We start from the raw sequence: 22,429 nt of genomic DNA, 5'->3' as shown, positions 1-22,429 counted from the left end.
TTCGGAGGAAGGGTTGATCATGGGGCACAGCCACGACCACGGGGTCTCGGCGACGGAGGCGACCAGCGCCTCCAGCAAGTACGTATGGCGGCTGGCGATAGCAATCGGGCTGGGCCTGATTACCTTCGTCATCCAACTGGTAGTGGGTCTGTCGACCTCGTCGCTGGCCCTGTTGTCGGATTCCGCGCACGTGTTCACCGACGTGTTCGGTGTCGCCATGGCCTTGGTGGCGATCTTGGTCGCCCGCCGGACAGTGCGCCGAAGCGACCGGTCGTTCGGGATGTACCGCGCCGAGGTCCTTGCCGCGTTGTTCAACGCGGTCCTGCTGTTCGGCGTGGCGATGTGGGTGCTCTATGAAGCTGCGGGCCGCCTGTCGGAGCCGCCGGAGGTGCCGGGTCTGCCGGTCGTGATCGTGGCGATCGTGGGTCTCGCAATGAACGTGGCAGCCCTGTTGGTACTGCGCAGCGGCGCGAAAGACAGCCTCAACGTGCGCGGCGCGTACCTGGAGGTCATGGCCGACATGCTCGGATCGATCGGCGTGCTGATCAGCGGCCTGGTCACGATGATCTTCGGCTGGCGCTACGCCGACCCGGTAATCGGCGTACTGATCGGCCTGTTCGTCTTGCCGCGCGCCTACAACCTCGGCAAGCAGGCGCTGCGAATCCTGTTCCAACACGCGCCGACCGGCCTGGACGTCGCCGAGGTCAGCGCTGCACTGCACGGCATCGACGGCGTGCGCGAAGTGCACGACCTGCACGTCTGGACCCTTACTCCCGGTATGGAAGTCGCGTCGGCGCATCTGGCGATCGACGATGACGCCGACCCCGACGCCGTGCTGAGCGCGGCCCAGCACCTGCTGGCCAACTCGTTCGAGCTTCATCACGCCACCCTTCAGATCGAACCGGTCGGCATAGCCGAGGACTGCAGGAAGATGTCCTGGTAGGTCGGAGCGGTTCGTGCGCTCAATTCATCGGCAGCGGGCGCGCGCCACGTTGCGCGAGCATGTCTCGAAGGGCCCGCGATTCGGCAGTCTGGGCGCCGTCGATCTGTTTGGCCAGGGTCGCCACCGCCGGGACCGTAGCGGTTTCGCGAGCCGCGCGGGCCATCGCCAGGCCGCCTTCGTGGTGGCGCATCAATAATTGCAGGTACAGGGTGTCGAAAGCGGTACCGCGCGCTCGGCGCAGTTGCGCGAGTTCTTCGGTCGTGGCCATGCCAGGCATCTGCATCGACTTCTGCTCCGGCATCGGATGGTCCGACCCCGCGGCGTGCGAGTCGGCGCGGCTCATCCACTGCATCGGTTGCTCGGCCGACATCGGTCGATCCCACAGCATGAGCCAGCCGCGCATCATCCCCAGCTGGCTCTGCTGGCTGGTCAGCACATCGAACGCCAATGTCCGTACCGCGGGGTCGACGGCGTGTTCCAATGCTGTCGCCGACATCTCGACGGCTTGATTGTGGTGAGTCGACATGTCCTGGGCGAACCCCACATCAACCACACCGAGCGCCGGTTGCGGAGTATCGGAAGTGACTACTCCTCGTAGCCAGAGTCCAGCGAGCAGACCGACGATCAGCGTGACGGCCACGATCGCGACCACCATCTCGGTGGATCGGGGCCTTTCCGGCGTGGCGGATGAGGTGTTGGGCGCTACAGGTGTCATCGGGGGGCTCCGGAAGGATCGGCGGGTCCGCCCGCCGGAGCGAGCGGTACGGCGTCGGGTCCCGGCGGGGAGGGGTCGAACGGCGGCGGCGCGTCGGGATCGAAACCCCCTCCCGAGGTGGCGCAACTGGCACCCGGCTCGGGGTGGGTGTTGGGATTCTGCCGCAAGGCGGTGACGAATCGTCGGATGCGGGGATCATCGGCGCTGTCGAGCTCGAGCTGGTGGCCCCAAGACTGCAGTGCCACAGGAGAATCCAGATTCGGGTAGGGCGACATGAACATGTAGGGCTTGCCGTCGACTTCGGCACGCAAGGTGGCGATGTCCTCGGCGTCGAGGCGATCGGCGTTGTAGGTGATCCAGATGGCGCCGTGTTCGAGCGAATGGACGGCGTTCTCGCTGCGGATCGGGCTGGTGTAGACCTCGCCTGTGCAGGTCGCCCAGCTTTGGTCGTGGGGGCCGCCGAACGGCGGGGCCTGGTCATAGGCGACCCGCTGGGTTGCCCGCACGTGACTGCCTGCCGGGTATTCCTGTTTGGTCACCCCGTCGATGAGGTCGGAAGGGTCGGGTTGACTACTGCCGGGAACGTAGCGCTTGGCTTCAGTGAACTCTCGATACTTAGGCACGAAATGCCATGCGAGCCCAGCAATCAGCACAATAATCGCGACTGCGGCCCCGATCAGTGCCCACGGCGGTTGCCTGCGGCCGACGTTGCCGACGGCGGGCCTCTTCGGTGTGCGGCTGGCTTTGTTGTTCATGCGGGGTTCCTTCGTGCTGTCGAACCGGCACGGGTGGTGTCGCCGGGCGAGTGGAGGTCTTTCAGGAAGGCGTTGTAGGCCGCGAGTTCGGCATCGCCGACTCGGTCGGCGCGGTGATCGGCGACAGTGTTCTCGCGCTGTTCGTCACGACGCCAGCGGATCGCGAAGACGATGACCACGACGAGGGCGACCGGCTCGCCGTAGGACCACGCCAGCGCTCCGGCCAGATATTGGTCCCGCATCGCGTCGATACCCCAGCCCGGCGGCGGAGCGGCGAACAGTTCGACCAACGGAGTGGTGGCCATCATCAGAATTACGCCGAAGAACACGTGCAGCGGCATCTCCACGAACAGGTCGAAGAACCGCCCGAGGTTGGTCTGACGGATGGGCAGTGGTCCGACCGACAGGATCGGCACGATGAACAGCAGACCACTGAGCAGGAAGAACAGTTCGAGCCCTTGGTGGCCGAGAACGGTGGACCCGACAGTGTCGAATACCGGTGTCAGATAGATCCCGTAATAGCTGAACAAGAACAGGGGAATAGTGAAACCGGGATGGAGCAGCAATCGCGCTGTGCGGCTGCGTAACCCGCTGACCGCCACGGCGAGGACGACGCGGCCGAGGCCATGGTGTGGCGTCGCCCGTAGCAGCATCAACCCCGGGCTACCCCATACCAACAGCGGCGGGATCGTCATCGACAGGGTCAGATGCTGAAACATCCAGACGCTGAAAAGCTTGTATCCGTAGCCTTCGATTCCCAAACCGGTCGTCGCGGCAAGTAGCAAACAGCCGCCGAGAAAGCAGGCGGTACGCCACCACGGCCAGGTGCGTCCCAACCGGCGTAGCCGCGCGAGACCGATCAGATAGATCACCGCCGCCGCGCAGGCCAACGCGGGAAGCAAGGGAATCGGCTGGGGATACCACGCGAGCATCGAGCCGATCGAAGGCGGCGCGTCCGGCACGTGGATCGAGGTTGCGAGCAGATCCGAGTTGATCATGGCGACGAGGCTCTCGGTGTCGGCATCAGCTCTTGGATCGTTTGCCTGCGCGCAGCGTCACAATGGCACCACCGATGACGAGCGCGGCCAGCACGCCGATCAGTGGCCAAGGCAACCCACCCGACGATGAAGAGGTAGCTGGAGGTTCACCAACTGCAGCGGGCGATGGAGCCGATGGCGCATTTTGCTTGGCGTCGGTCGGCGCGGTAGACACGGCGGTGTAGGTGAATTCGTAGGAGCCGGTGATGGGGTGTCCGTCATCGGAGACAACCCGGTAGGCCACGGTGTACTGCTGTGGCGGCATCGTCGGACTCACGGCGACGCGCACTGTCTTACCTTCGACCTTGGACACCTGGGCGGCCCAGCTGGTGCCACTGGAATCGGTCAGGCCGACGGTGGCGAATTCGGTCCCGATCTGCTGATTGAACGTCAACTCGATCAAGGTCAGGGGGGTGTTGACGGTTGCCCCCGCAGCGGGAACCGAGATGTCGAGCTTGCTGTGCGCCTGTGCGGGACTTGCCATCAGCGCCAACCCCAACGCTGTCAGCATCGCGACGACAACACTTCGTCGAATCATTCCCGGCCTCCCGAATGGTGCGCGTTCCGCGGAGGCATTCGTCGCCGCGCGGCGCTGACGATGACCCGGCGCCGTCAACTATGCTACATAGTTGATATCGGGCGTCCAGTCGAGGTCAGGACATGACCAGGCAGGCAATCGCGGCACAGGCGAGCACTCCGGCCGGTGCGGCGGCCGCGGCAAGGATCGGGGACAGGCCCAATGCCATCCACCGCGACGGCCGCAGAGACGGGTTCGAGGTTTCCAGCCGGTGCAAACGTTGCCGAAGAACCTGTCCGCCCAGCGACAACGTGGCGGAAGGCTCACTGCCGGTCGAGGCAGCGACCACGCACAGGGCTGACCGGATCGTCGCGGGACTGGTGGCTGCTGCGGCGGAGTCGTCGGCGGCGAACTCGGCCAAGGCGGCGACCGCTTTCGGCGCACTCGCGAAGAGGGGGATCCAAGGCAGTGCCGCAGCCAGGACTTCGCAGCCTCTGATCAGGCGATGGTGCCCACCTTGCAGATGGGCGTATTCGTGTGCCAGCACTGCGCGCCGCTCGCCATCGCTGAGCTTGCTGGCCAGTCCTTCGGTGGCAACGATGATCCCGGGGCGACCGTCGACGCTGTACGCCATCGGCTTGGGATGGTCGAGCCACATCACCGGCACATCCTCGCTGCCGCGACGAGCAACAACGCTGACCACGTCGCGGTGGTAGGCGCGCACGCGGGCCCCGGCCCGAGCATGCCGCCGTGCGCTGGCCGCCACCCGGGTACCGAGGCCGACGACGGCTACCAGGACCAAGTCGGTCAGCGGATCGGTCAACCAGCCGGGCACCGAGTGGACGATCCGGGTCAGACACAGTGTTGCGGCTTCGGCAACGCCCACTCCGGGCGCGTGTCCAGGCCAGACCGCTGCAGTTACCGCTGTGCCCGCGAGCGCAACGACCGAACACAGGCAGATCAGCCAGGACGCGACCGCGGCGCGAGGCGTCATCGTTGGTGTGATGCGTTGCAGCATGCCCGGCGCTGCAACGCACAACAGTGCCGCAGCCCACGCCGCACCCACAGCGACGATCATTTCTTCGAGCGCTTCTTCGGGCGGGTGCGCCCGCGGTGGAACGCCTCGGATTCGGCCTCGGTCACGATCGATGCCAGGTGGAGTAGCACGGACTCGGGGTCGTTGCTGGAGTCGATAATGCCGCGCACGACCTCGGCGGTCGCTTCGGCCCGTGATCGCGTGGGCCGGTAGAGGTACGCCCGGCGGTGCATCACTCGCACTACCCACTCCTTGTCGTGGAGGTGAGTCAGGACCGTCAATATGGTCGTGTAGGCGTAGGGATCGGGAAGGCGTTCCAGGATGTCGCGCACCGTGAGCGCCTCGGAGGTACCCCATAGTACGTCCATCACGCGGGCTTCCAAGGTGCCCAATCCGTTCATCGCCTGCCCTCCTTCATACCGTTCGCTTGTGCGGGTGCAGACGCCACCGATCAACTATCGCTGATCGTCGACGAGCGATCCACACCGCCCGCTGGGACCGATCCCAGATATACGCCTAGCTAAATACTATGCAACATAGTTGATTCTGATAATTGACTTAGAGATAGCTGGATTGTGACGTGGGCAACGGTTCTCGACGCTGCCGAAGCCCTATGGTTCCGGTCGTGCCGTACGTCCCCTCATCAGGTTCAGGCACGCCCGACGGGCACAATGACTTCCCCCGGCAGGGAACCATCGCCCGTCGGGCCTCGAGGGAGCGGTCGGTACTGCATCGATCCGCCCTGATCTTCGACCGTTGACGCAGACCGTCGACGGCCCCCGCACTCCGACACCGGTGGAGGAAACAACCATGTCCCAGGCCGAGCCGCCCGAGCGCGCAGGCGACCTGCAAGGATCACCGCCCCTACTCGGCGATCGGCTTCGTGGCGTGCTGCGCCATGATCTGCCCGCATCGGTGGTGGTGTTCCTGGTGGCGCTGCCGTTGTCTCTGGGCATCGCGATTGCCTCCGACGCACCGATCATGGCCGGCCTGATCGCCGCGGTTATCGGCGGCATCGTCGCAGGTGCGGTCGGCGGCTCGCCGATGCTCGCCAGCGGTCCGGCCGCGGGACTGACTGTTGTCGTCGCAGAGTTGGTCGCCGAGTTCGGGTGGCAGGTCACGTGCGCGATCACTGTCGCCGCCGGTGTCCTGCAGATTCTGTTCGGGCTCAGTCGAATTGCGCGTGCGGCGTTGGCGATTTCCCCCGTGGTCGTGCACGCCATGCTCGCCGGAATCGGCATCACGATCGCGCTGCAGCAGGTGCATGTTCTACTTGGTGGAACATCGCGAAGTTCGGTGTGGCAGAACCTCAGTCAGCTGCCCGCACAGCTGACGCGTCTTCACTGGGGTGATCTGGCGATCGGGCTCATCGTCATCGTGACGTTGCTGGCGTGGAAGAAGATGCCTGGCGCATTGGGTCGTGTCCCCGGTGCGCTGGTCGCCGTCGTTGCCGCGACCGTCGTGTCGTTGGTGGCGCCGCTGGGCGTCGAACGGATCGTGATGAACGGGTCGTTGTTCGACGCGATCGCCTTGCCTGCGTTGCCCGATGGCAAGTGGTTGGCGGTAGCGACCGGCGTGTTGACCGTGGCGTTGATCGCGAGCGTGGAGAGCCTGCTCTCAGCGGTGGCGGTGGACAAGATGCACTCCGGTGCGCGGACTGATCTCAACCGCGAACTCGTCGGCCAGGGCACCGCGAACATCGCCTCCGGCATGTTGGGCGGGCTTCCCGTAACCGGTGTCATCGTGCGCAGTGCGACCAACGTCGCGGCGGGAGCGAAAACCAAGGCATCGACCATCCTGCACGGTGTCTGGATTCTGCTGTTCTCGGTTCTGCTGGCCGGTGTCGTGCAGCAGATTCCCAAGGCCGCGCTCGCCGGACTGTTGATCGTGATCGGGATCCAGCTGGTCAAGCTTGCCCACATCCGCCTCGCACACCGCACCGGCGACCTGTGGGTCTATCTGATCACCGTGGCCGGAGTGATGTTCCTCAACCTCCTCGAAGGCGTCCTGATCGGCCTTGTCGTCGCGATCGCCCTCGTCGTCTGGCGTGCCGGGCGCGCAGACATTCACGCCGAGCATGTGGGTGACGCGGATTCTCGGCACTGGCGAGTTGTCATCGAGGGAACCTGCAGTTTCCTGTCGCTGCCCAAGCTCTCGAGCGCACTGGACTCCGTGCCCGAAGGCGCCGATGTGACGGTCGAACTGACCGTCGACTTCATCGACCACGCGGCAACCGAGGTACTGCACGAATGGGAACGCCGCCACCGGGAAGGCGGCGGCACCGTCCTCATCGATGAACTCGGTTCCGACACACTCTCGGCCACCACACAGGGCCCGCCCCAGCGCGCATCGTCTGCGCAGGCTCGAGGCCTGGAGCCGTGGAAAGCGTGGCAGAACACCGACACCGACCCGAAAGCGTTGCTGTCCGTCGGCCCTCTTCGACCCATGCTCGCCGGAATCTCGCGCTATCACCGCCGCCACGCGCCCGTGGTCCGCACCCACCTCAACGAACTGCGCGACAGCCAAGCCCCTACGTCACTGTTCCTGACGTGCGCGGATTCGCGGGTGGTACCCAATGTCATCACCCACAGTGGACCTGGCGACCTGTTCACCGTCCGCAACGTCGGCAACCTGATACCCGCCGATCTCGCCGACACCTCCGTCGAAGCGGCACTGGCCTTCGGGGTGGAGGAGCTCGCCGTCTCCTCGATCATCATCTGCGGTCACTCCGGTTGCGGTGCGATGGGTGCTCTGCTCGGCGACGCCGCGGTGTCACCGAGCATCCGCGAGTGGCTCGACCACGCCGAGCCCAGCCTGCACGCCTACCTCACCGGACACCCGGTCGCCGCCGCAGCCGCTGCGGCCGGATTCGAGGCACGTGACCAGCTGAGCATGGTCAACGTCGCGATCCAAGTCGACACCGCGCGTCGGCATCCGGTCGTGGCCGCCGCAGCCGACACCGGGCAGGTGCATATCGCGGGATTGTTCTTCGACATCGCTACGGCCACCGTGTGGCACGTCGGAACCGAAACAGTCGAACACCACGACGAGCTCACACCGGACACTGTGCACGTCTGACCGAGCATCGCAACGGCCGGGCTCAGGCGTCCACCGGGACGCCTGAGCCCGGCTCCGAGGGAATGGGCACGGCATGCCGCCGCGACAACGCGTCTGGCCTCTTCAAGATCACCACGGCGTACGATCGGTTGCCGTGTGGCACAGGGTGCGCGTCCCGAGCGTGTGGTGCAGCGCGGTGCTGTTCCTCGCGGGTCTCGTCCTGGCCCTCGGAATCGCAGACTGCAGACTCCTCGAAGCTCGCAACACCGCTTTCACCCCGCATCACCACGCTGCGGCGTTCGCAGACCCCAGCAGTGCGATCGCCGAATCAGGTTGCAGCCACACCGATCTCGACGGTGCGACCCGTTGCCCGCACGGCGGTGTCCGCATAGACGCGGTCCTGACCCGCACCGACGAAACCGGGCATCCGCCACCCGCGGCCACAGACCTGCTGTTCGGCACAGACCCTGCGCCGATGTCCCGGCTACGTGGACCACCGCATTCGAGCGCCGTTCGGGCTGACAGCGGAGCCGATCTCCTCCTCCGGAACTGTATTTGCCGTCGCTGACAGGCAAGCGCCAGGCCGACACCTTCGCGGTGTCGGCCGGTGGTCGTGGCCTGGTCGACACGCTTGGCGAACAGAACGGAAACCTTCATGGACGACGCTTTGCTCGACGATCTGCGCATCACCCCCGCCAATCTGCTCACTACCGGTGCACGGTGCCTGCGGCCGGACGCCTTGGTCGGCAACACCCCGGTTTTGTGGGTCGGGGCTCCGCTGGCCCCGCGCGGCCGCGGGTTCTGGGCAAAACTCGAAGGGGCGAACCCCGGCGGTATGAAAGATCGACCCGGTCTGCACATGGTCGAGCGCGCCCGCTCCCGCGGCGAGCTCCAGCCGGGGGCACGGATCATCGAATCCACCAGCGGCACGCTTGGATTGGGATTGGCGCTGGCAGGCACGTTCTTCAACCATCCGGTCACCCTGGTCACCGATCCGGGTATGGAACCTCTGATGCGCAGCTTGCTCGCCGCCTACGGCACCAACATCGAACTCGTCACCGAGCCACACCCCGACGGCGGCTGGCAGCGGGCGCGCTGTGACCGGGTCTCCGAACTGCTCGCCGCAGACCCGACAGCCTGGTGCCCCGACCAGTACAACAATCCCGACAACGTCGACGCCTATGACTGCTTGGCTCTCGAATTGGTCGCGCAACTGGGCCGCGTGGATGTCCTCGTCTGCTCGGTGGGCACCGGCGGGCATTCCGCCGGCATCGCCCGAGTGCTGCGCCGATTCCACCCGCACTTGCAGTTGATCGGCGTCGATACCATTTCCTCGACCATATTCGGACAACCCGCGGCGACCCGGCTCATGCGCGGGCTCGGCTCGAGCATCTATCCCAGCAACATCGACTACGACGCCTTCGACGAAGTGCACTGGGTCGCGCCCGCCGAAGCCGTCTGGGCGGCTCGCGCCCTGGCAAGCACCCACCATGCCACCGGCGGCTGGAGCGTAGGTGCGGTCGCCCTGGTCGCGGGTTGGGCAGCGGGGCAATACTCGGCTGATACCCGAATCGCGGCCGTGTTCCCCGATGGCCCGCACCGCTACTACGACACCGTGTTCAACGACGAGTACTGCTACCAACACGGGCTGCTTCACCACAACCCTCCGATCGAGCCCGCCACCATCGCACATCCCGCCGATCACGTGGTTCAGGAATGGACGCGCTGCACCGACGTCATAGACCCTCGCGAGCTGGAACAGACTGCACCGCAGCATTTCTCGTGGAGCGCGCGATGATCGAAATCGTCCGCAGCTTCGGCAGCTACAACAAAGTCACCCGCATGCTGATGATCAATCAGTTCGCGATCAACCTCGGCTTCTACATGTTGATGCCCTACTTGGCCGGCTATCTCTCCGCATCGCTCGGCCTCGCCGCCTGGACAGTCGGGCTGGTGCTCGGCGTACGAAACTTCTCCCAACAGGGAATGTTCCTGATCGGCGGAACCCTCGCCGACCGCCTCGGCTACAAACCACTCATCGTCGCGGGCTGCCTGCTGCGAACAGCGGGCTTCGGGCTACTGGCCGTCGTCGAAACACTGCCCGCACTGCTGATCGCCTCCGCCGCAACCGGATTCGCGGGCGCTCTGTTCAATCCGGCGGTGCGTGCCTATCTAGCTGCCGAGGCCGGTGAACGCCGGGTTCCGGCCTTCGCGATGTTCAACGTGTTCTACCAAGCCGGAATTCTGGCGGGCCCACTGGTCGGAATCGCCTTGCTGGCATTGGATTTCCGCGTGACCGCCGCAGCGGCCGCCGGTGTCTTCGCTGTGCTGACCATCGGACAACTGGCAGCCCTACCCTCTGGTCGTGGAAAACCCGTCATAGACCGAGTATCGGTCTGGAAGGATTGGGCGAGCATCACATCGAACCGCGCCTTTATGTGGTTCGCGGTAGCGATGACCGGCTCCTACGTCCTGTCTTTTCAGGTGTATCTGGCATTGCCATTGCACGCCGAGTACATCAGCGATGGTGCCGCCGCACCGTTGGTGGCCGCATTGTTTGTCGTCAACGCGACAGTCGCTGTCGCGGGCCAACTTCGGATCACGCGGTGGTTCGAGGCCCGTTTCGGCAGCAGACTCGGGCTGGTGGTCGGCGTGGGCGCACTCGCCGCCGCCTTCTTGCCGTTGCTGCTGGTACCGGACCCAGGCCGGTTCGGTCCCGCTGCGGCGATCATCGCGTTGCTGGTATCGGCGGCAATCCTGGCGGTAGCCAGCGCCGCGGTCTTCCCGTTCGAGATGGATACGATCGTCTCACTGTCAGGCGGACGTCTAGTGGCAACACACTACGGGTTTTACAACACCATCGTGGGAATCGGAATCCTGCTGGGCAACCTCGGGACCGGTGCGTTGCTGGGCGCTGCCCATCGTGCCGGGCTCGACGCGCTGGCGTGGACAGGACTGATCGTGATAGGCGCGATCACCACGACAGCACTCGGCCTGCTCAACAGATCCGGAGCACTCGGTAGAGCCGAATCACACACCAAACCCCTGATCAGCACATAAGATTCGCTGCCCCGGACGAGGCGAACGAAACATGCACATGGTCGTAGTGATTCTGGGTCGGGCTACCACGATCCTCCATGTACGACCACCCGCCGCCATCGTTGTAACGCTGCTGCCAGATCACGTAGTTGACGCCGAACCGCGCCTTGTTGGCCAGAACAAAAGCAGCGATCGCATCGCCCTGGGCCGGATTCGGCGTCATGATGTCGAGCGCGAGACCAGCACCGTGATCACCGTCGTAGCGCCCCTGCGCGCCACCGATGTCGGAAATCCCGAACATCTGCTGCACCATGTTACTGACCTGCGCGACATGCGGCCGAGTGCCCTTCCACACCGTTCCGCACGGGGATTTCGCCTTGAGGGCAGACAGTTTCGCCTCTTCGTCGTCTGCGGCGACCGGGGGCAACCCCGGTCCCGGCTCCGGCGCGTCATGCGCCAAAATAGGCAGCGTATCGAGCTCGATCGCCGTCGGCGCTTGCGGCGCAATCGCGCTGACCTGCTGCACCTCAGACCCACTCGGCCGCAACGCCATCCAGATCATCGCGGGTACGGTCGCGGCGAGGCTGCAGACAACCAGGGAGGCGCGGCCTGTGGGCGCCGCAGGAGTGCGATGTTGACCGGACGTTTCAATCACCAGCTAGCGTCGAAATGGAACTCGCGCAATATTACGAAATGGTCGCGAGATTGTCACGCGAGGCGGCAAGTGTGGAGGCCGCACTTCGTTATGCAAGCATCGAGTGATCTACCCAGCCCCAGCGGTGCCCAGGCAGGCAGAAGAGGGGAGCGGGTTCCGTCCACTGCCCGGCGCCCATATAGGGCCGAACCGATTCGCACATACATTCGATCATGCGCTGGATTGCTTGGCTGCAGACGTCGAGGATCCCCCGAGTCTCGCACCTCGATGGACGTCGGTGCGAGGCTGCGGCGGCAGATCCTGCCTGATGTTGCGTGTCAGGCTCGGGCCGACACCAATTCCGCGATGAGGGCTTCGACGCGGGTCTTGATCTCGTCGCGGATCGGCCGGACCGAGTCCACACCCTTGCCTGCGGGGTCTTCCAGGACCCAATCGCGGTAGCTGACACCAGGGAACGACGGGCAGGTGTCACCGCAGCCCATGGTGATCACGACGTCGGAGGTTTCCACGGCGTCGTAGGTCAGGATCTTCGGCGTCTGATCGGAGATGTCGATGCCGAGTTCGGCCATCGCCTCGACGGCGGAGGGGTTGATGGTCTCAGCGGGCGCGCTGCCCGCAGATCGGACCTCGATGGCCTCACCGGCGAGGTGAGAGAGGAATCCGGCGGCCATCTGGGAGCGTCCGGCGTTGTGGACGCAGACGAATAACACGCTGGGCTTGGTGCTCATGTGGGCAATCCCTTTCAGGTGGCTGGGAGGTCGAGTTCGGCGAGCAGGTGGCGGACGCGGGTTTCGATCTCGTCGCGGATGGGGCGGATCGCGGTGAGGTCGAGTTCGGCGGGGTCGTCGAGGTTCCATTCCTCGTAGCGGCGGCCGGGGTAGAGGGGGCAGGCGTCGCCGCAGCCCATGGTGATGACCACGTCGGCGGCCTGGATGATCTCCTCGGTCCAGGGCTTGGGGAATTCGGTCGTGATGTCGATGCCGACTTCGGCCATCGCCGCGATCGCGGCGGGGTTGATCTCGTCGCCGGGTTCGCTGCCGCCGGACCAGGCCACGGCGCGGTCTCCGGCGAGGTGGGTGAAGTACCCGAGCGCCATCTGTGAACGTCCGGCGTTGTGGGTGCACAGGAACAGCACGGTCGGGGTGCCGGTGTGGGCTTTGCCTTCGACGCGGGCCAGGGCGTGCAGGCGTTGGCGGGCGAAGCGTTCGGCCAGCAGGGGCAGGTAGTTGATCACGGTCGCGCGTCCGGCGAACTGGTCGTAGGACGAGTGCAGGAACCGTTCGATCGTTTCGATGCCGAAGGTGCCGTCGAACTCGCGTTGCAGGTGGGTGGCGGCGGTTTTGAGGGCGAGTTGCTGGTCGATGGTCAGGTCGTGGTGGGTGTGGAAGGGGGCGAGAGGGCTGTCGCTCATGAGGGTGTCCGTTGCTAGGCGGGTGTGGTGAGTTCGGTGAGCAGTGTTTCGACGCGGGCGGCGATGTCGTCGCGGACCAGGCGCATGCGTTCGATGCCGTCGATGCCGCGTTCGGAGGGTTCGTCGGTGTCCCAGTTGATGATTCGCACGCCCTCGACTGGTTCGACGTGGGCTTCACTGCCGAGCGTGACGACCAGGTCGACCGTGCGGAGCAGGGCCGGATCGATCGGTTTCGGGATCTCGGCGCGGATATCGACGCCGACTTCGAGCAACGATTGCGCTGACAGGGCGTTGACCGAGGTGCCGGGTTTGGTTCCAGCGGAATGGATCTCGACCCGATCATCGGCGGCGGCGCGCATCAAACCTGCGGCCATCTGGGACTTACCACCGTTCTTGACGCACACGAACAGCACGGACGGTGTTGTGCTCACCGCGGTGCCACCACTCCGGTGGAGGCGTCTGCAGCGGTCGTGGGTCGGAATCGCTTGCGTAGCGCCAGGGAGACATAGACCAACCCGACCAGGACGGGGACCTCGATCAGCGGGCCGACGACCCCGGCGAGCGCTTGGCCGGAGGTGACCCCGTAGGTGGCGATCGCGACGGCGATAGCTAGTTCGAAGTTGTTGCCCGCAGCGGTGAAGGCGAGGGTGGTGGTGCGTTCATAGCCCAGGCCCAGGGCCGCGCCCATGGCGTAGCCGCCGCCCCACATGATCGCGAAGTAGGCCAGCAGCGGGATCGCGATGCGGACGACGTCGACCGGGTGGGAGGTGATCTGGTCGCCTTGCAGAGCGAACAGGATCACGATGGTGAACAGCAGACCGTAGAGCGCCCACGGGCCGATCTTGGGCAGGAACTTCGATTCGTACCATTCGCGGCCCTTGGCGCGTTCGCCGAGGCGGCGGGTCAAGAACCCTGCCAGCAGAGGGATGCCGAGGAAGATCAGCACCGATTTCGCGATCTGCCAGGGGGAGACGTCGATGGTGGTTTGTTCCAGGCCCAGCCAGCCGGGCAGGACCGCGAGATAGAACCAGCCCAGAACAGCGAACATGAAGACCTGGAAGATCGAGTTCAAGGCGACGAGGACAGCGGCGGCTTCGCGGTCACCGCAGGCGAGGTCGTTCCAGATGATGACCATGGCGATGCAGCGCGCGAGGCCGACGATGATCAGCCCGGTCCGGTACTCCGGGAGGTCGGGCAGGAACAGCCAGGCCAGGGCGAACATCAGGGCCGGGCCGAGGATCCAGTTCAGGACCAGGGAGCTGATCAGGAGTTTGCGGTCGCCGGTGACGGAGTCGAGGCGGTCGTAGCGCACCTTGGCCAGCACCGGATACATCATGATCAGCAGCCCGATCGCGATCGGCAGGGAGATGCCGTCGATCTCCACGGCCGACAAGGTGTCGCCGAGGCCGGGGATCATGCGTCCGAGTAGTAGTCCGGCGGCCATCGCGATGCCGATCCAGACCGGCAGGAATCGGTCGAGGGTGGACAGTTTGCCGACGACGGCGGGGTGGTCGGTGGTGGTCGCGTTCATGCGTTGATTCCCTGGGTTGTGCCGCTCTCGACGAGCAGGACTTCGGAGAGTCGTTGCAGGGCTGCGGGGACCACTCGGTAGTAGACCCAGGAGGCGCGGCGTTCGCTGTCGAGCAGCCCGGCTTCGCGCAGCACTTTGAGGTGGTGCGAGATCGTGGGCTGGGTCAGCTCGATCCCGACCGACAGGTCACACACGCACGCTTCTTGACTCTCGCGGGAGGCGATGGCGCTCAGCAGGCGCAACCGGACGGGATCGGAGAGTGCTTTGAACACGCTCGCGAGTTCGGTGGCGTGGGGTTCGGTCAGGGGCTCGCGCACCAGGGGCGCGGCGGAGCACGCCTGCACGGGCGTCACCACCAACTTCGACTTCGACATACGCCTATATTGACCGATATCGATACAGCGAGGCAAACGAACAACCGGTGAACACCACCCGGCCGCCCCGGGGTTACCGAACCGGCGAGCGGCGTTCGAGCAGAACGGTGTCGCGCCACACGCCGTCGCGTTGGGCGATACGTTCGCGCACCCCGACGGTGCGGTACCCGGCGCTGTGATGCAGGGCGAGTGAGGCGCGGTTGTCGGTGAAGATCGAGGTCTGCAATGTCCACAAGCCGTCGTCATCGGCGGCCAGGACCTGCTTGTGCAGCAGGGCTTTGCCGACGCCGCGACCGCGATGGGAGTCCGCGACATAGACCGAGGTCTCAGCCACCCCGGCGTAGCATTCACGGCTCGACACCGCGCTCGCGGCGGTCCAGCCCACGACCTGTCCGTCGAGCTCGGCGACCCAACGGTGCCCGGGCAGCCAGTGCTTGTCCAGATGCGCACGAGTCGGGACCTCGGTCTCGAAAGTCGCGATCCCGGTGGCGATGCCCTCGCCGTAAATGCGCCGCACGTCGGCCCAATCGCCGGGTTCCAGGGCGCGGACGGTGACGTCGACGGGAAGGTCGGCGGGGCAGCACGGGCGCGGTGCGAGTAGGCCCATCACGGCATCGGCGGCGTGCGGGAGCCCGGCGCAGCAGGCTTCGTTGACGGTGACGATGGTGGCGGTGCCCTCCTTGTGCAGGCGCACGAAACCCACGTCGGCGAGCTTGCGGACGTGGTGGGAGGTCGTGGACTGGCTGGTGCCCAAGATCTCGGTCAGCGCGCCGACCGTGATGCCTTTCGGGGTCGTCGCTACGGCATGGAGCAATCGCACTCGTACCGGTTCGGCCAGGCAGGCGAACCATTCGGCGTAGGTGGTGGCCTCGCCGGTAGGCAGGACCTGGGCTTGGGGCAGGGCGATGGGCATGCCGCCAGTATATCGGCGCAGATCGATGGTTGCATTCATCGACCTCAGTCGATACTCTCGGCCGTAGTTAATCGATCCAAGTCGATGAAAGAGGTTCGTGATGAACGCCCTGCCCGTAGTCGTTGTCGGAGCTGGCCCGGTCGGTCTGGCCGCCGCCGCCGAACTCACCCGCCGCGAACTGCCGTTCCTGCTGCTCGAACGCGGTGAGCACGCCGGTGCCGCCGTCGCGCAGTGGCATCACGTGCGGGTGTTCTCCCGCTGGGCCGAGCTGATCGCCCCCGCCGCCCGCCCCCTGCTCGACGCTCAGGGGTGGACCGAACCCGACCTCGAGGGCTATCCGACCGGTGCGGAGTGGGTCGCCAACTACCTGCGCCCGCTCGGCGAATCGCTCGGCAAGCAGGCTCGGTTCAACACCGAAGTGACCGGTGTGGCACGCCGTGGCCGCGACCGCGTCGTCGACGCCGGACGCGACACCGAACCGCTGACCGTGCACATTCGCACCGCCGACGGCCGCGAGGAGCGGATCACCGCTCGCGCGGTCATCGACACCTCCGGTACCTGGACCACACCGAACCCGCTCGGCGGTGACGGTCTGCCCGCGATCGGGGAAATCGCTGCGGTGCAACATATTTCCTACCGGGTGCCCGACCTCACCGACCCCGGCACCTCCGCTCGCCACGCCGGTCACCACGTCGTCGTCGCCGGAAGCGGGCACTCCGCGCTTACCGCGCTGATCGTGCTCGCCGAGCTGGCCGCCGAGCACCCAGACACCCGTATTACCTGGCTGCTGCGCCGTGGTGCGATCGGATCCACCTTCGGCGGTGGACAAGCCGACGAACTGCCCGCCCGCGGCGCACTCGGGCTGCGCGCGCAAGCCGCCGTCGAAGCCGGACACATCTCCGTGGTCACCGGATTCCGCACCGAGACCGTCGAGCAGAACGAGAACGGCCAGCTCACGCTGATTCCGGCCGAAGGTGACCCGGTGACAGGCATCGACGAAGTCATCGTGTTGACCGGTTTCCGCCCGGACCTGTCGTGGCTCTCGGAGGTCCGCCTCGATCTCGATGCGACCTTGCAGGCGCCGACTCAGCTGGCGCCGCTGATCGACCCGAACGCCCACTCGTGTGGCACCGTCTACCCGCACGGAGTCACCGAACTGTCCCACCCCGAATTCGGTGTCTTCCTGGCGGGAATGAAGAGCTACGGCCGCGCGCCGACGTTCTTGGCGATGACCGGCTACGAGCAGGTCCGCTCCATCGTCGCCGCTCTCGCCGGTGACCACGAAGCCGCCCAACGGGTCGAGCTCACCTTGCCCGACACCGGTGTTTGCGGCGGATCCGGCCTGTTCGATGCCCCGGCCGAAGAATCTGCGGGCGGGTGCTGCGCGGCTCCGGCTGCGGCGCAGGAGTTGACCCTGAGCGTGCCGACCGCGATCCAGGAACTGCCCCTGATCTCCTCGCCTGTGCGCTGATCCACTGCGATGCAGGTTGTTTCGACATCAGCGGCACCCGCCGCGGCCGGGTTGCGGCGGGTGCTGGTGGTCTTGTGCGTCACCGAGATCACCAGCTGGGGAATCCTGTTCTACGCCTTCCCGGTCCTGCTCGGCTCCATCGCTGCCGACACCGGATGGTCTGCCACCGCGTTGACCGGGGTGTTCTCGGCCGGGCACTTGCTCACCGCGCTGACCGGGATCTTCGTCGGTCGCCGACTGGACCGACACGGACCACGAGCCGTGATGACCGCAGGCTCGGTGCTCGCGGTCACGGCACTGATCATCGTGGCTACCGCCCAGACCTTGATGATGTTTCTCCTCGGCTGGGTGCTGGTCGGGGTGGCGATGGGTGCGGTGTTGTATCCACCGGCGTTCGCGGCGCTGACTCGCTGGTACGGGCCCGACCGGGTGAGGGCGCTGACGGTGCTGACACTCGCCGGCGGACTCGCCTCGACGGTGTTCGCACCGTTGACCGCAGCACTGGCATCCCGGTTCGATTGGCGTGCAACCTATCTGGTGCTCGCGGTGATCCTCGCGGTCGTGACCGTTCCCGGCCACTGGTTCGGCTTGCGAGTGCCCTGGCCTGACCGACCCGACGCCGAAACCGATCACGTCCATCTCGGTAATCCCGGCACGATCGCGCGTAGCCGCGCCTTCCTCACGTTGGCGATCGCGTTGAGCGTCACCGGGTTCGCCTCGTTCGCGGTCGTGGTGACCCTCGTGCCGTTGATGACCGAGCGCGGGATCTCCACCACCACCGCTGCGATCGCCCTCGGGCTCGGTGGTGTCGGGCAGGTTGTCAGCCGGATCGGCTACAGCGCGTTCGCCGCCCGCACCAGTGTTCGTACTCGTACGGCGGTGATCCTGGTCGCGATCGCGGCTACCACGATGCTGCTCGGGATCTTCACCACCGCAGCAGCACTGACCGTCGCGGCCGTGCTGTCGGGCATGGCACGCGGGGTCTTCACCTTGCTCCAAGCCACCGCGATCACCGACCGCTGGGGCTCGACCCACTACGGGCAACTCACCGGACTGCTTTCGGCACCGATGACCATCACCGTGGCCTCGGCACCGTTCGCCGCCACCGCCCTGGCCTCGGGCCTGGGCGGCTACCCGGGCACCTTCTTGATCCTGAGCCTCGCCGCCGCAGCCGCAGCGGCCCTATCGCTGACCACCATCCCGAAACCCTCACGGAAAGAACAACACTCGTGATCGATGCACTCGTCATCGGCGCTGGCCAATCCGGACTCGCCGCCGCTCGCACCCTCACCGACCACCATCTCGACCCGGTCGTCCTGGAAGCCGGGCCTGATCCTGTCGGGTCTTGGCCGCACTATTACGACAGCCTCACCCTGTTCTCGCCCGCCCAGCACAGCAGCCTGGCGGGCCTGGACTTTCCCGCCGATCCCGACCACTACCCCCACCGCGACGAAGTCGTCGACTACCTGCGCCGCTACGCCAAAACCCTCGACGCCGACATCCGCACCAACACCACCGTCACCACGATTGCGGCCCACGCCGAGGAAGGGTTCGTCGTCCATACCGATGATGGACAACAACTCCACACCGCCGGAATCGTCGCCGCCACAGGCTCTTTCGGCAACCCGCACCTGCCTGAAATTCCCGGACAAGACCAGTTCGGTGGCAACGTGCTGCACGTCGCCGACTACCGCCGCCCCGAGGACTACACCGGTCAACGGGTGATCATCGTCGGCGCGGGCAACTCCGCGGTACAGGTCGCCTACGAACGCGCCGACCACGCCACCGTCACCCTGGCCACCCACAACCCCATCAACTTCTTGCCCCAACACCGCGACGGACACGACGTCCACCACTGGCTCGTCTCCACCGGATTCGACCAGCTCCCACCGGAATGGCTCATCCGCTACGTCGGCGGGACCCTGGTCATGGACACCGGCGACTATCAGCACGCCCTCACCACCGGCCGCATGGACCGGCGACCCATGTTCACCAGCTTCGACACCGACAGAATCGTCTGGTCAGACGGCACCGTCGAAACGGTCGACACCGTGCTGTTCGCCACCGGCTACCGACCCAACCTCGAATACCTCACCGAGCTCGGCGCACTCGCCAACGGCTACCCCCTCCACAGCGCCGGGGTATCGACCACCCACCCCGGGTTGGTCTACGTCGGGCTGGAGTTCCAGCGGTCGTTCTCCTCCAACACCCTGCGCGGGGTCCATCGCGACGCCGAATACGCCATCACCGCGCTGGCCGCCCACATCAACCGGGCACCGGCCAAGGTCGGCCTGTAGATCCCCACCGGGCATCGTCTGGGACTGCTGCACGATCCGGTGACAATGTGACCTGCCCCACCAGTCGGGTTCCACTTCCGGTGGCTAACTGACAGCCTGTACGAAGGCTGAACACCGTGCCCGTCCTTACCCTGCCGAGTTCCGTGCCCGCGCGATCGCACTGGTCCGCGCAGGCAAGCAAGCCAAGCAGACCGCCGTCGAGCTAGGCATTCATCCAGTGACGCTGTCGAAATGGGTCCGCCAAGACGAGATCGACCGCGGCCTCCGACCCGGCATATCCTCTACCGAGTCCGTGCAGCTGCGCGCCGCGCGACGGCGGATCACCGAACTGGAAAGCGAGTTGGCGATCATCCGCCAGGCCGCGAAGTTCCTTGGCGAGGACAAGCCACGCCCAAAAGGGTCTACCCGGTAATCGACGCCCTCGTCGTTGCCGGGGCACCCGTGGACCGATGCTGCCGCATCCTCGGAATCACTCGCCAGAACTACTACAAACACAAACGAACCCCGACCACACCCACCCAGCTGCGCCGCCAGTGGCTGACCGGGCTGATCCGCGAAGTCCACGTGGCATCACGCGGCACCTACGGGTACCGCAGAATCCACGCCGAACTCACCCTCGCCATGAACGTGACCGTCTGCACGAGAACAGTGTCGGTCCTCATGACACAAGCCGGCATCTACGGGCTGCCCGGACCAGCGCGGGTCAAGCGCCTTCGCGGTGTCGTGACAGCTGACGATCTGGTCAACCGCAAGTTCCACCGACTAGCTCCAAATAAGTTGTGGGTCACCGACATAACGCAACACAGAACGCGAGAAGGATGGGTCTACTGCGCCGCCGTTCTCGACGCTTTCAGCCGTCGAATCGTGGGTTGGTCAATCGATTCCAAGCAGGACGCGACCTTGGTCGTGAACGCGTTGGACATGGCCATCCGCAATCGGCGTCCCGATACGGGCGGAATCGTGCATGCCGACCACGGAACCCAGGGCAGTTCACGTCCTGGGTTTTCGGCGAGAAGATCCGTTCCGCAGGCCTGCTGCCCTCGTTCGGCACCGTCGGCGATGGTCTCGATAACGCGATGATGGAAAGCTTCTGGGGCTCCATGCAGATCGAGCTGCTCAACCGCAAGAAGTGGAAGACCCGGATCGAGCTCGCCAACGCGATCTTCGACTACATCGAGATCTTTCACAACCGTCAGCGCCGCCACTCAGCGCTGGGCTATTCCACGCCGATCGAATACGAACTATCCTTCGACAACGACACCATCCGCGCAGTCAGTTAGCCACCGCGACTGGAACCTAACCGGTGGGGCAGGTCAGACTGGAACCTAACCGGTGGGGCAGGTCACAACGTCACCTCCTCGTGCAGCAGTCCCAGCTTCGTCCACACGATCATGAACGCCGAAGCCGACACCCTGTGCGGGGCCGACTACGGCCAACGCAGCGACGACCGAGTCAACTCCCGAAACGGATACCGCCACCGCGACTTCGATACCCGAGTCGGGACCATGGACGTCGCGATCCCCAAACTGCGCTCGGGAACCTAATTCCCCGACTGGCTGCTCGAGCGCCGCAAACGCGCCGGACGAGCGTTGACCAGCGTGGTCGCGACCTGCTACCTGCTCGGTGTCTCGACCCGGAGGATGGATGAACTCGTCGAATCACTCGGTGTCACAAAGCTTTCCAAGTCCCGTCTCGATCATGGCCGCGGATCTGGATGCCCAGGTCGAAGCCTTCCGCACTCGTCCGCTCGACCAAGGCCCTTACGCGTTCGTCGCCGCGGACGCCCTGGTGTTGAAAGTCCGCGAGAACGGGCGCGTGGTCAACGTCCACGCCCTCGTCGCGACCGGCGTAAACGCCGACGGCTTCCGCGAGATCCTGGGCTTGCAAGTCACTTCCGGGGAGGACGGGGCCGGCTGGTTGGGGGTCTTCCGTGATCTCGTCGCACGGGGTTTGTTCGGGGTCGAGCTGGTGACCTCGGATGCCCACGCCGGGTTGGTTGCCGCGATCGGAGCGACGTTGCCCGGGGCGTCGTGGCAGCGGTGCCGCACGCACTACACCGTGAACCTGATGTCGGTCACGCCGAAGTCGTCGTGGCCGTGGGTTCGGACCTTGTTACATTCGGTGTTCGATCAAGCTGACCCGGAATCGGTTGCTGCACCATATGATCGGATGCTCGAAGCGTTGGCTGAGAAGCTGCCGAGAGTGGCCGCTCACCTCGATGCGTCGCGCGCGGACTTGCTCGCTTTCACTGCGTTCCCGAAACAGATCTGGCGTCAGATCTGGTCGAACAATCCCCAAGAGCGGTTAAACAAAGAGATCCGTCGCCGAACCGATGTCGTCGGGATCTTCCCGGATTGGACCGCGATCATCCGTCTGGTCGGGGCGGTGTTGGCCGAGCAGCACGACGAGTGGATCGAAGGCCACCGCTACCTCGGACTCGATGTTTTGGCCCGCTCGCGCGGGGTCGGCGAGCTGGCTGACGAGTAGGAAGGAGACGGTGTTGAAGCGTTGACCGCCTGACCAACTGTGGTCACGCGGGGATTATCCCGTTACACCATGCATTTGGACTTGACCCGCCACGCCGCTTGTCCGCGCGAATTCAGGCCATCATCTACGATGAGGCGGTGTCGCGCCCGGTCGAGCCGTTACTTGATCATCGTGGAACACTCGATGATCCA

The 22,429-nt window shown here is 65.5% G+C and carries 23 protein-coding genes and 2 pseudogenes; 12 read left to right on the top strand and 13 right to left on the bottom strand.

The genetic code is table 11. From position 1 onward, the window contains the following. The first annotated feature begins 19 nt into the window (after positions 1–19). Entirely contained in the window at positions 20–943 is a 924-nt protein-coding gene (locus NS1_RS19165) for a cation diffusion facilitator family transporter (RefSeq protein ID WP_062986554.1), read from the top strand. A gap of 19 nt (positions 944–962) precedes the next feature. Here NS1_RS19165 and NS1_RS19160 read toward each other — a convergent pair whose 3' ends face one another. From NS1_RS19160 to NS1_RS19135, 6 genes are all read right to left on the bottom strand, one after another. Then, complete coding sequence (locus tag NS1_RS19160) at positions 963–1,658, bottom strand: DUF305 domain-containing protein (RefSeq protein ID WP_062986553.1); 696 nt, start codon at positions 1,656–1,658, stop codon at positions 963–965. After that, on the bottom strand, positions 1,655–2,413 hold the full coding sequence (locus NS1_RS19155) for a thioredoxin-like domain-containing protein (RefSeq protein ID WP_062986551.1): 759 nt from the start codon (positions 2,411–2,413) through the stop codon (positions 1,655–1,657). Before NS1_RS19155 ends, NS1_RS19160 begins: the two co-directional genes overlap by 4 nt. Then, positions 2,410–3,408, bottom strand: coding sequence for a cytochrome c oxidase assembly protein (locus NS1_RS19150; protein ID WP_373864349.1), 999 nt, complete (start codon positions 3,406–3,408; stop codon positions 2,410–2,412). The genes NS1_RS19155 and NS1_RS19150 overlap by 4 nt, the downstream gene beginning before the upstream one ends. Positions 3,409–3,436: 28 nt before the next feature. Further along, positions 3,437–3,961: a copper resistance CopC family protein gene (locus NS1_RS19145; RefSeq protein ID WP_062986547.1), complete on the bottom strand. Its 525-nt coding sequence runs from the start codon at positions 3,959–3,961 to the stop codon at positions 3,437–3,439. Positions 3,962–4,103: 142 nt separating this feature from the next. Next, a complete protein-coding gene (locus NS1_RS19140) occupies positions 4,104–5,045 on the bottom strand; it encodes a M56 family metallopeptidase (RefSeq protein WP_062986545.1) in 942 nt (313 codons plus the stop codon). After that, a complete protein-coding gene (locus tag NS1_RS19135; RefSeq protein ID WP_062986543.1) occupies positions 5,042–5,404 on the bottom strand; it encodes a BlaI/MecI/CopY family transcriptional regulator in 363 nt (120 codons plus the stop codon). Before NS1_RS19135 ends, NS1_RS19140 begins: the two co-directional genes overlap by 4 nt. Before the next feature lie 409 nt (positions 5,405–5,813). Between NS1_RS19135 and NS1_RS19130 the strand changes: the two genes are divergently transcribed. From NS1_RS19130 to NS1_RS19115, 4 genes are all read left to right on the top strand, one after another. Beyond that, on the top strand, positions 5,814–8,081 hold the full coding sequence (locus NS1_RS19130) for a SulP family inorganic anion transporter (RefSeq protein ID WP_062986790.1): 2,268 nt from the start codon (positions 5,814–5,816) through the stop codon (positions 8,079–8,081). Positions 8,082–8,154: 73 nt separating this feature from the next. Continuing rightward, positions 8,155–8,628 (top strand): hypothetical protein, encoded by a 474-nt coding sequence (locus NS1_RS42700; protein ID WP_507762135.1) that lies wholly within the window; start codon positions 8,155–8,157, stop codon positions 8,626–8,628. A gap of 87 nt (positions 8,629–8,715) precedes the next feature. Continuing rightward, positions 8,716–9,858: a PLP-dependent cysteine synthase family protein gene (locus NS1_RS19120; RefSeq protein WP_062986540.1), complete on the top strand. Its 1,143-nt coding sequence runs from the start codon at positions 8,716–8,718 to the stop codon at positions 9,856–9,858. Further along, positions 9,855–11,120, top strand: coding sequence for an MFS transporter (locus NS1_RS19115; RefSeq protein WP_062986786.1), 1,266 nt, complete (start codon positions 9,855–9,857; stop codon positions 11,118–11,120). The genes NS1_RS19120 and NS1_RS19115 overlap by 4 nt, the downstream gene beginning before the upstream one ends. On the opposite strand, the gene NS1_RS19110 is transcribed toward NS1_RS19115, so the two are convergent. From NS1_RS19110 to NS1_RS19080, 7 genes are all read right to left on the bottom strand, one after another. Next, the gene (locus tag NS1_RS19110) at positions 11,110–11,661 is read right to left on the bottom strand and encodes a VldE C-terminal domain-containing protein (RefSeq protein ID WP_084503834.1); all 552 of its coding nucleotides are present in this window, start codon (positions 11,659–11,661) and stop codon (positions 11,110–11,112) included. The genes NS1_RS19115 and NS1_RS19110 overlap by 11 nt on opposite strands. 410 nt (positions 11,662–12,071) lie before the next feature. Next, on the bottom strand, positions 12,072–12,482 hold the full coding sequence (locus tag NS1_RS19105; protein WP_062986538.1) for an arsenate reductase ArsC: 411 nt from the start codon (positions 12,480–12,482) through the stop codon (positions 12,072–12,074). 14 nt (positions 12,483–12,496) lie between these two features. Next, entirely contained in the window at positions 12,497–13,165 is a 669-nt protein-coding gene (locus NS1_RS19100) for an arsenate reductase ArsC (RefSeq protein WP_062986536.1), read from the bottom strand. A gap of 14 nt (positions 13,166–13,179) precedes the next feature. After that, positions 13,180–13,596 carry an arsenate-mycothiol transferase ArsC gene (locus tag NS1_RS19095; protein WP_084503833.1) on the bottom strand — a complete coding sequence of 139 codons (417 nt, stop codon included), beginning with the start codon at positions 13,594–13,596 and terminating at the stop codon, positions 13,180–13,182. Further along, positions 13,593–14,696 (bottom strand): ACR3 family arsenite efflux transporter, encoded by a 1,104-nt coding sequence (arsB, locus tag NS1_RS19090; RefSeq protein ID WP_062986532.1) that lies wholly within the window; start codon positions 14,694–14,696, stop codon positions 13,593–13,595. The genes NS1_RS19095 and arsB overlap by 4 nt, the downstream gene beginning before the upstream one ends. Next, positions 14,693–15,070 (bottom strand): ArsR/SmtB family transcription factor, encoded by a 378-nt coding sequence (locus tag NS1_RS19085; RefSeq protein ID WP_062986530.1) that lies wholly within the window; start codon positions 15,068–15,070, stop codon positions 14,693–14,695. Before NS1_RS19085 ends, arsB begins: the two co-directional genes overlap by 4 nt. Positions 15,071–15,143: 73 nt before the next feature. Beyond that, positions 15,144–15,983 (bottom strand): helix-turn-helix domain-containing GNAT family N-acetyltransferase, encoded by an 840-nt coding sequence (locus tag NS1_RS19080; RefSeq protein WP_255284598.1) that lies wholly within the window; start codon positions 15,981–15,983, stop codon positions 15,144–15,146. 100 nt (positions 15,984–16,083) lie between these two features. Here NS1_RS19080 and NS1_RS19075 point away from each other — a divergent pair, with 100 nt between their 5' ends. From NS1_RS19075 to NS1_RS19050, 7 genes and pseudogenes are all read left to right on the top strand, one after another. Further along, complete coding sequence (locus NS1_RS19075) at positions 16,084–17,454, top strand: NAD(P)-binding domain-containing protein (protein ID WP_062986527.1); 1,371 nt, start codon at positions 16,084–16,086, stop codon at positions 17,452–17,454. Between the two features lie 9 nt (positions 17,455–17,463). Continuing rightward, on the top strand, positions 17,464–18,687 hold the full coding sequence (locus tag NS1_RS19070; protein ID WP_062986525.1) for an MFS transporter: 1,224 nt from the start codon (positions 17,464–17,466) through the stop codon (positions 18,685–18,687). Further along, a complete protein-coding gene (locus NS1_RS19065) occupies positions 18,684–19,751 on the top strand; it encodes a flavin-containing monooxygenase (protein WP_062986523.1) in 1,068 nt (355 codons plus the stop codon). Before NS1_RS19070 ends, NS1_RS19065 begins: the two co-directional genes overlap by 4 nt. An 88-nt stretch (positions 19,752–19,839) precedes the next feature. After that, positions 19,840–20,037: pseudogene (locus tag NS1_RS42445) on the top strand (transposase); the annotation flags it as partial. After that, a complete protein-coding gene (locus tag NS1_RS19055; protein WP_373864347.1) occupies positions 19,983–20,831 on the top strand; it encodes an IS3 family transposase in 849 nt (282 codons plus the stop codon). The pseudogene NS1_RS42445 and the gene NS1_RS19055, both read left to right, overlap by 55 nt. Then, positions 20,828–21,031, top strand: coding sequence for an IS3 family transposase (locus NS1_RS42440; RefSeq protein ID WP_373864346.1), 204 nt, complete (start codon positions 20,828–20,830; stop codon positions 21,029–21,031). The genes NS1_RS19055 and NS1_RS42440 overlap by 4 nt, the downstream gene beginning before the upstream one ends. A gap of 111 nt (positions 21,032–21,142) precedes the next feature. Continuing rightward, positions 21,143–22,238 (top strand): annotated as a pseudogene (locus tag NS1_RS19050) (IS256 family transposase); the annotation flags it as partial. Between the last annotated feature and the right edge of the window lie 191 nt (positions 22,239–22,429).

The organism is Nocardia salmonicida NBRC 13393 (genome assembly GCF_001613085.1).
GTDB lineage: Bacteria > Actinomycetota > Actinomycetes > Mycobacteriales > Mycobacteriaceae > Nocardia > Nocardia salmonicida.
Note: the sequence above shows the minus strand (reverse complement) of the source record. Positions and strands in the feature narration are given on the sequence as shown.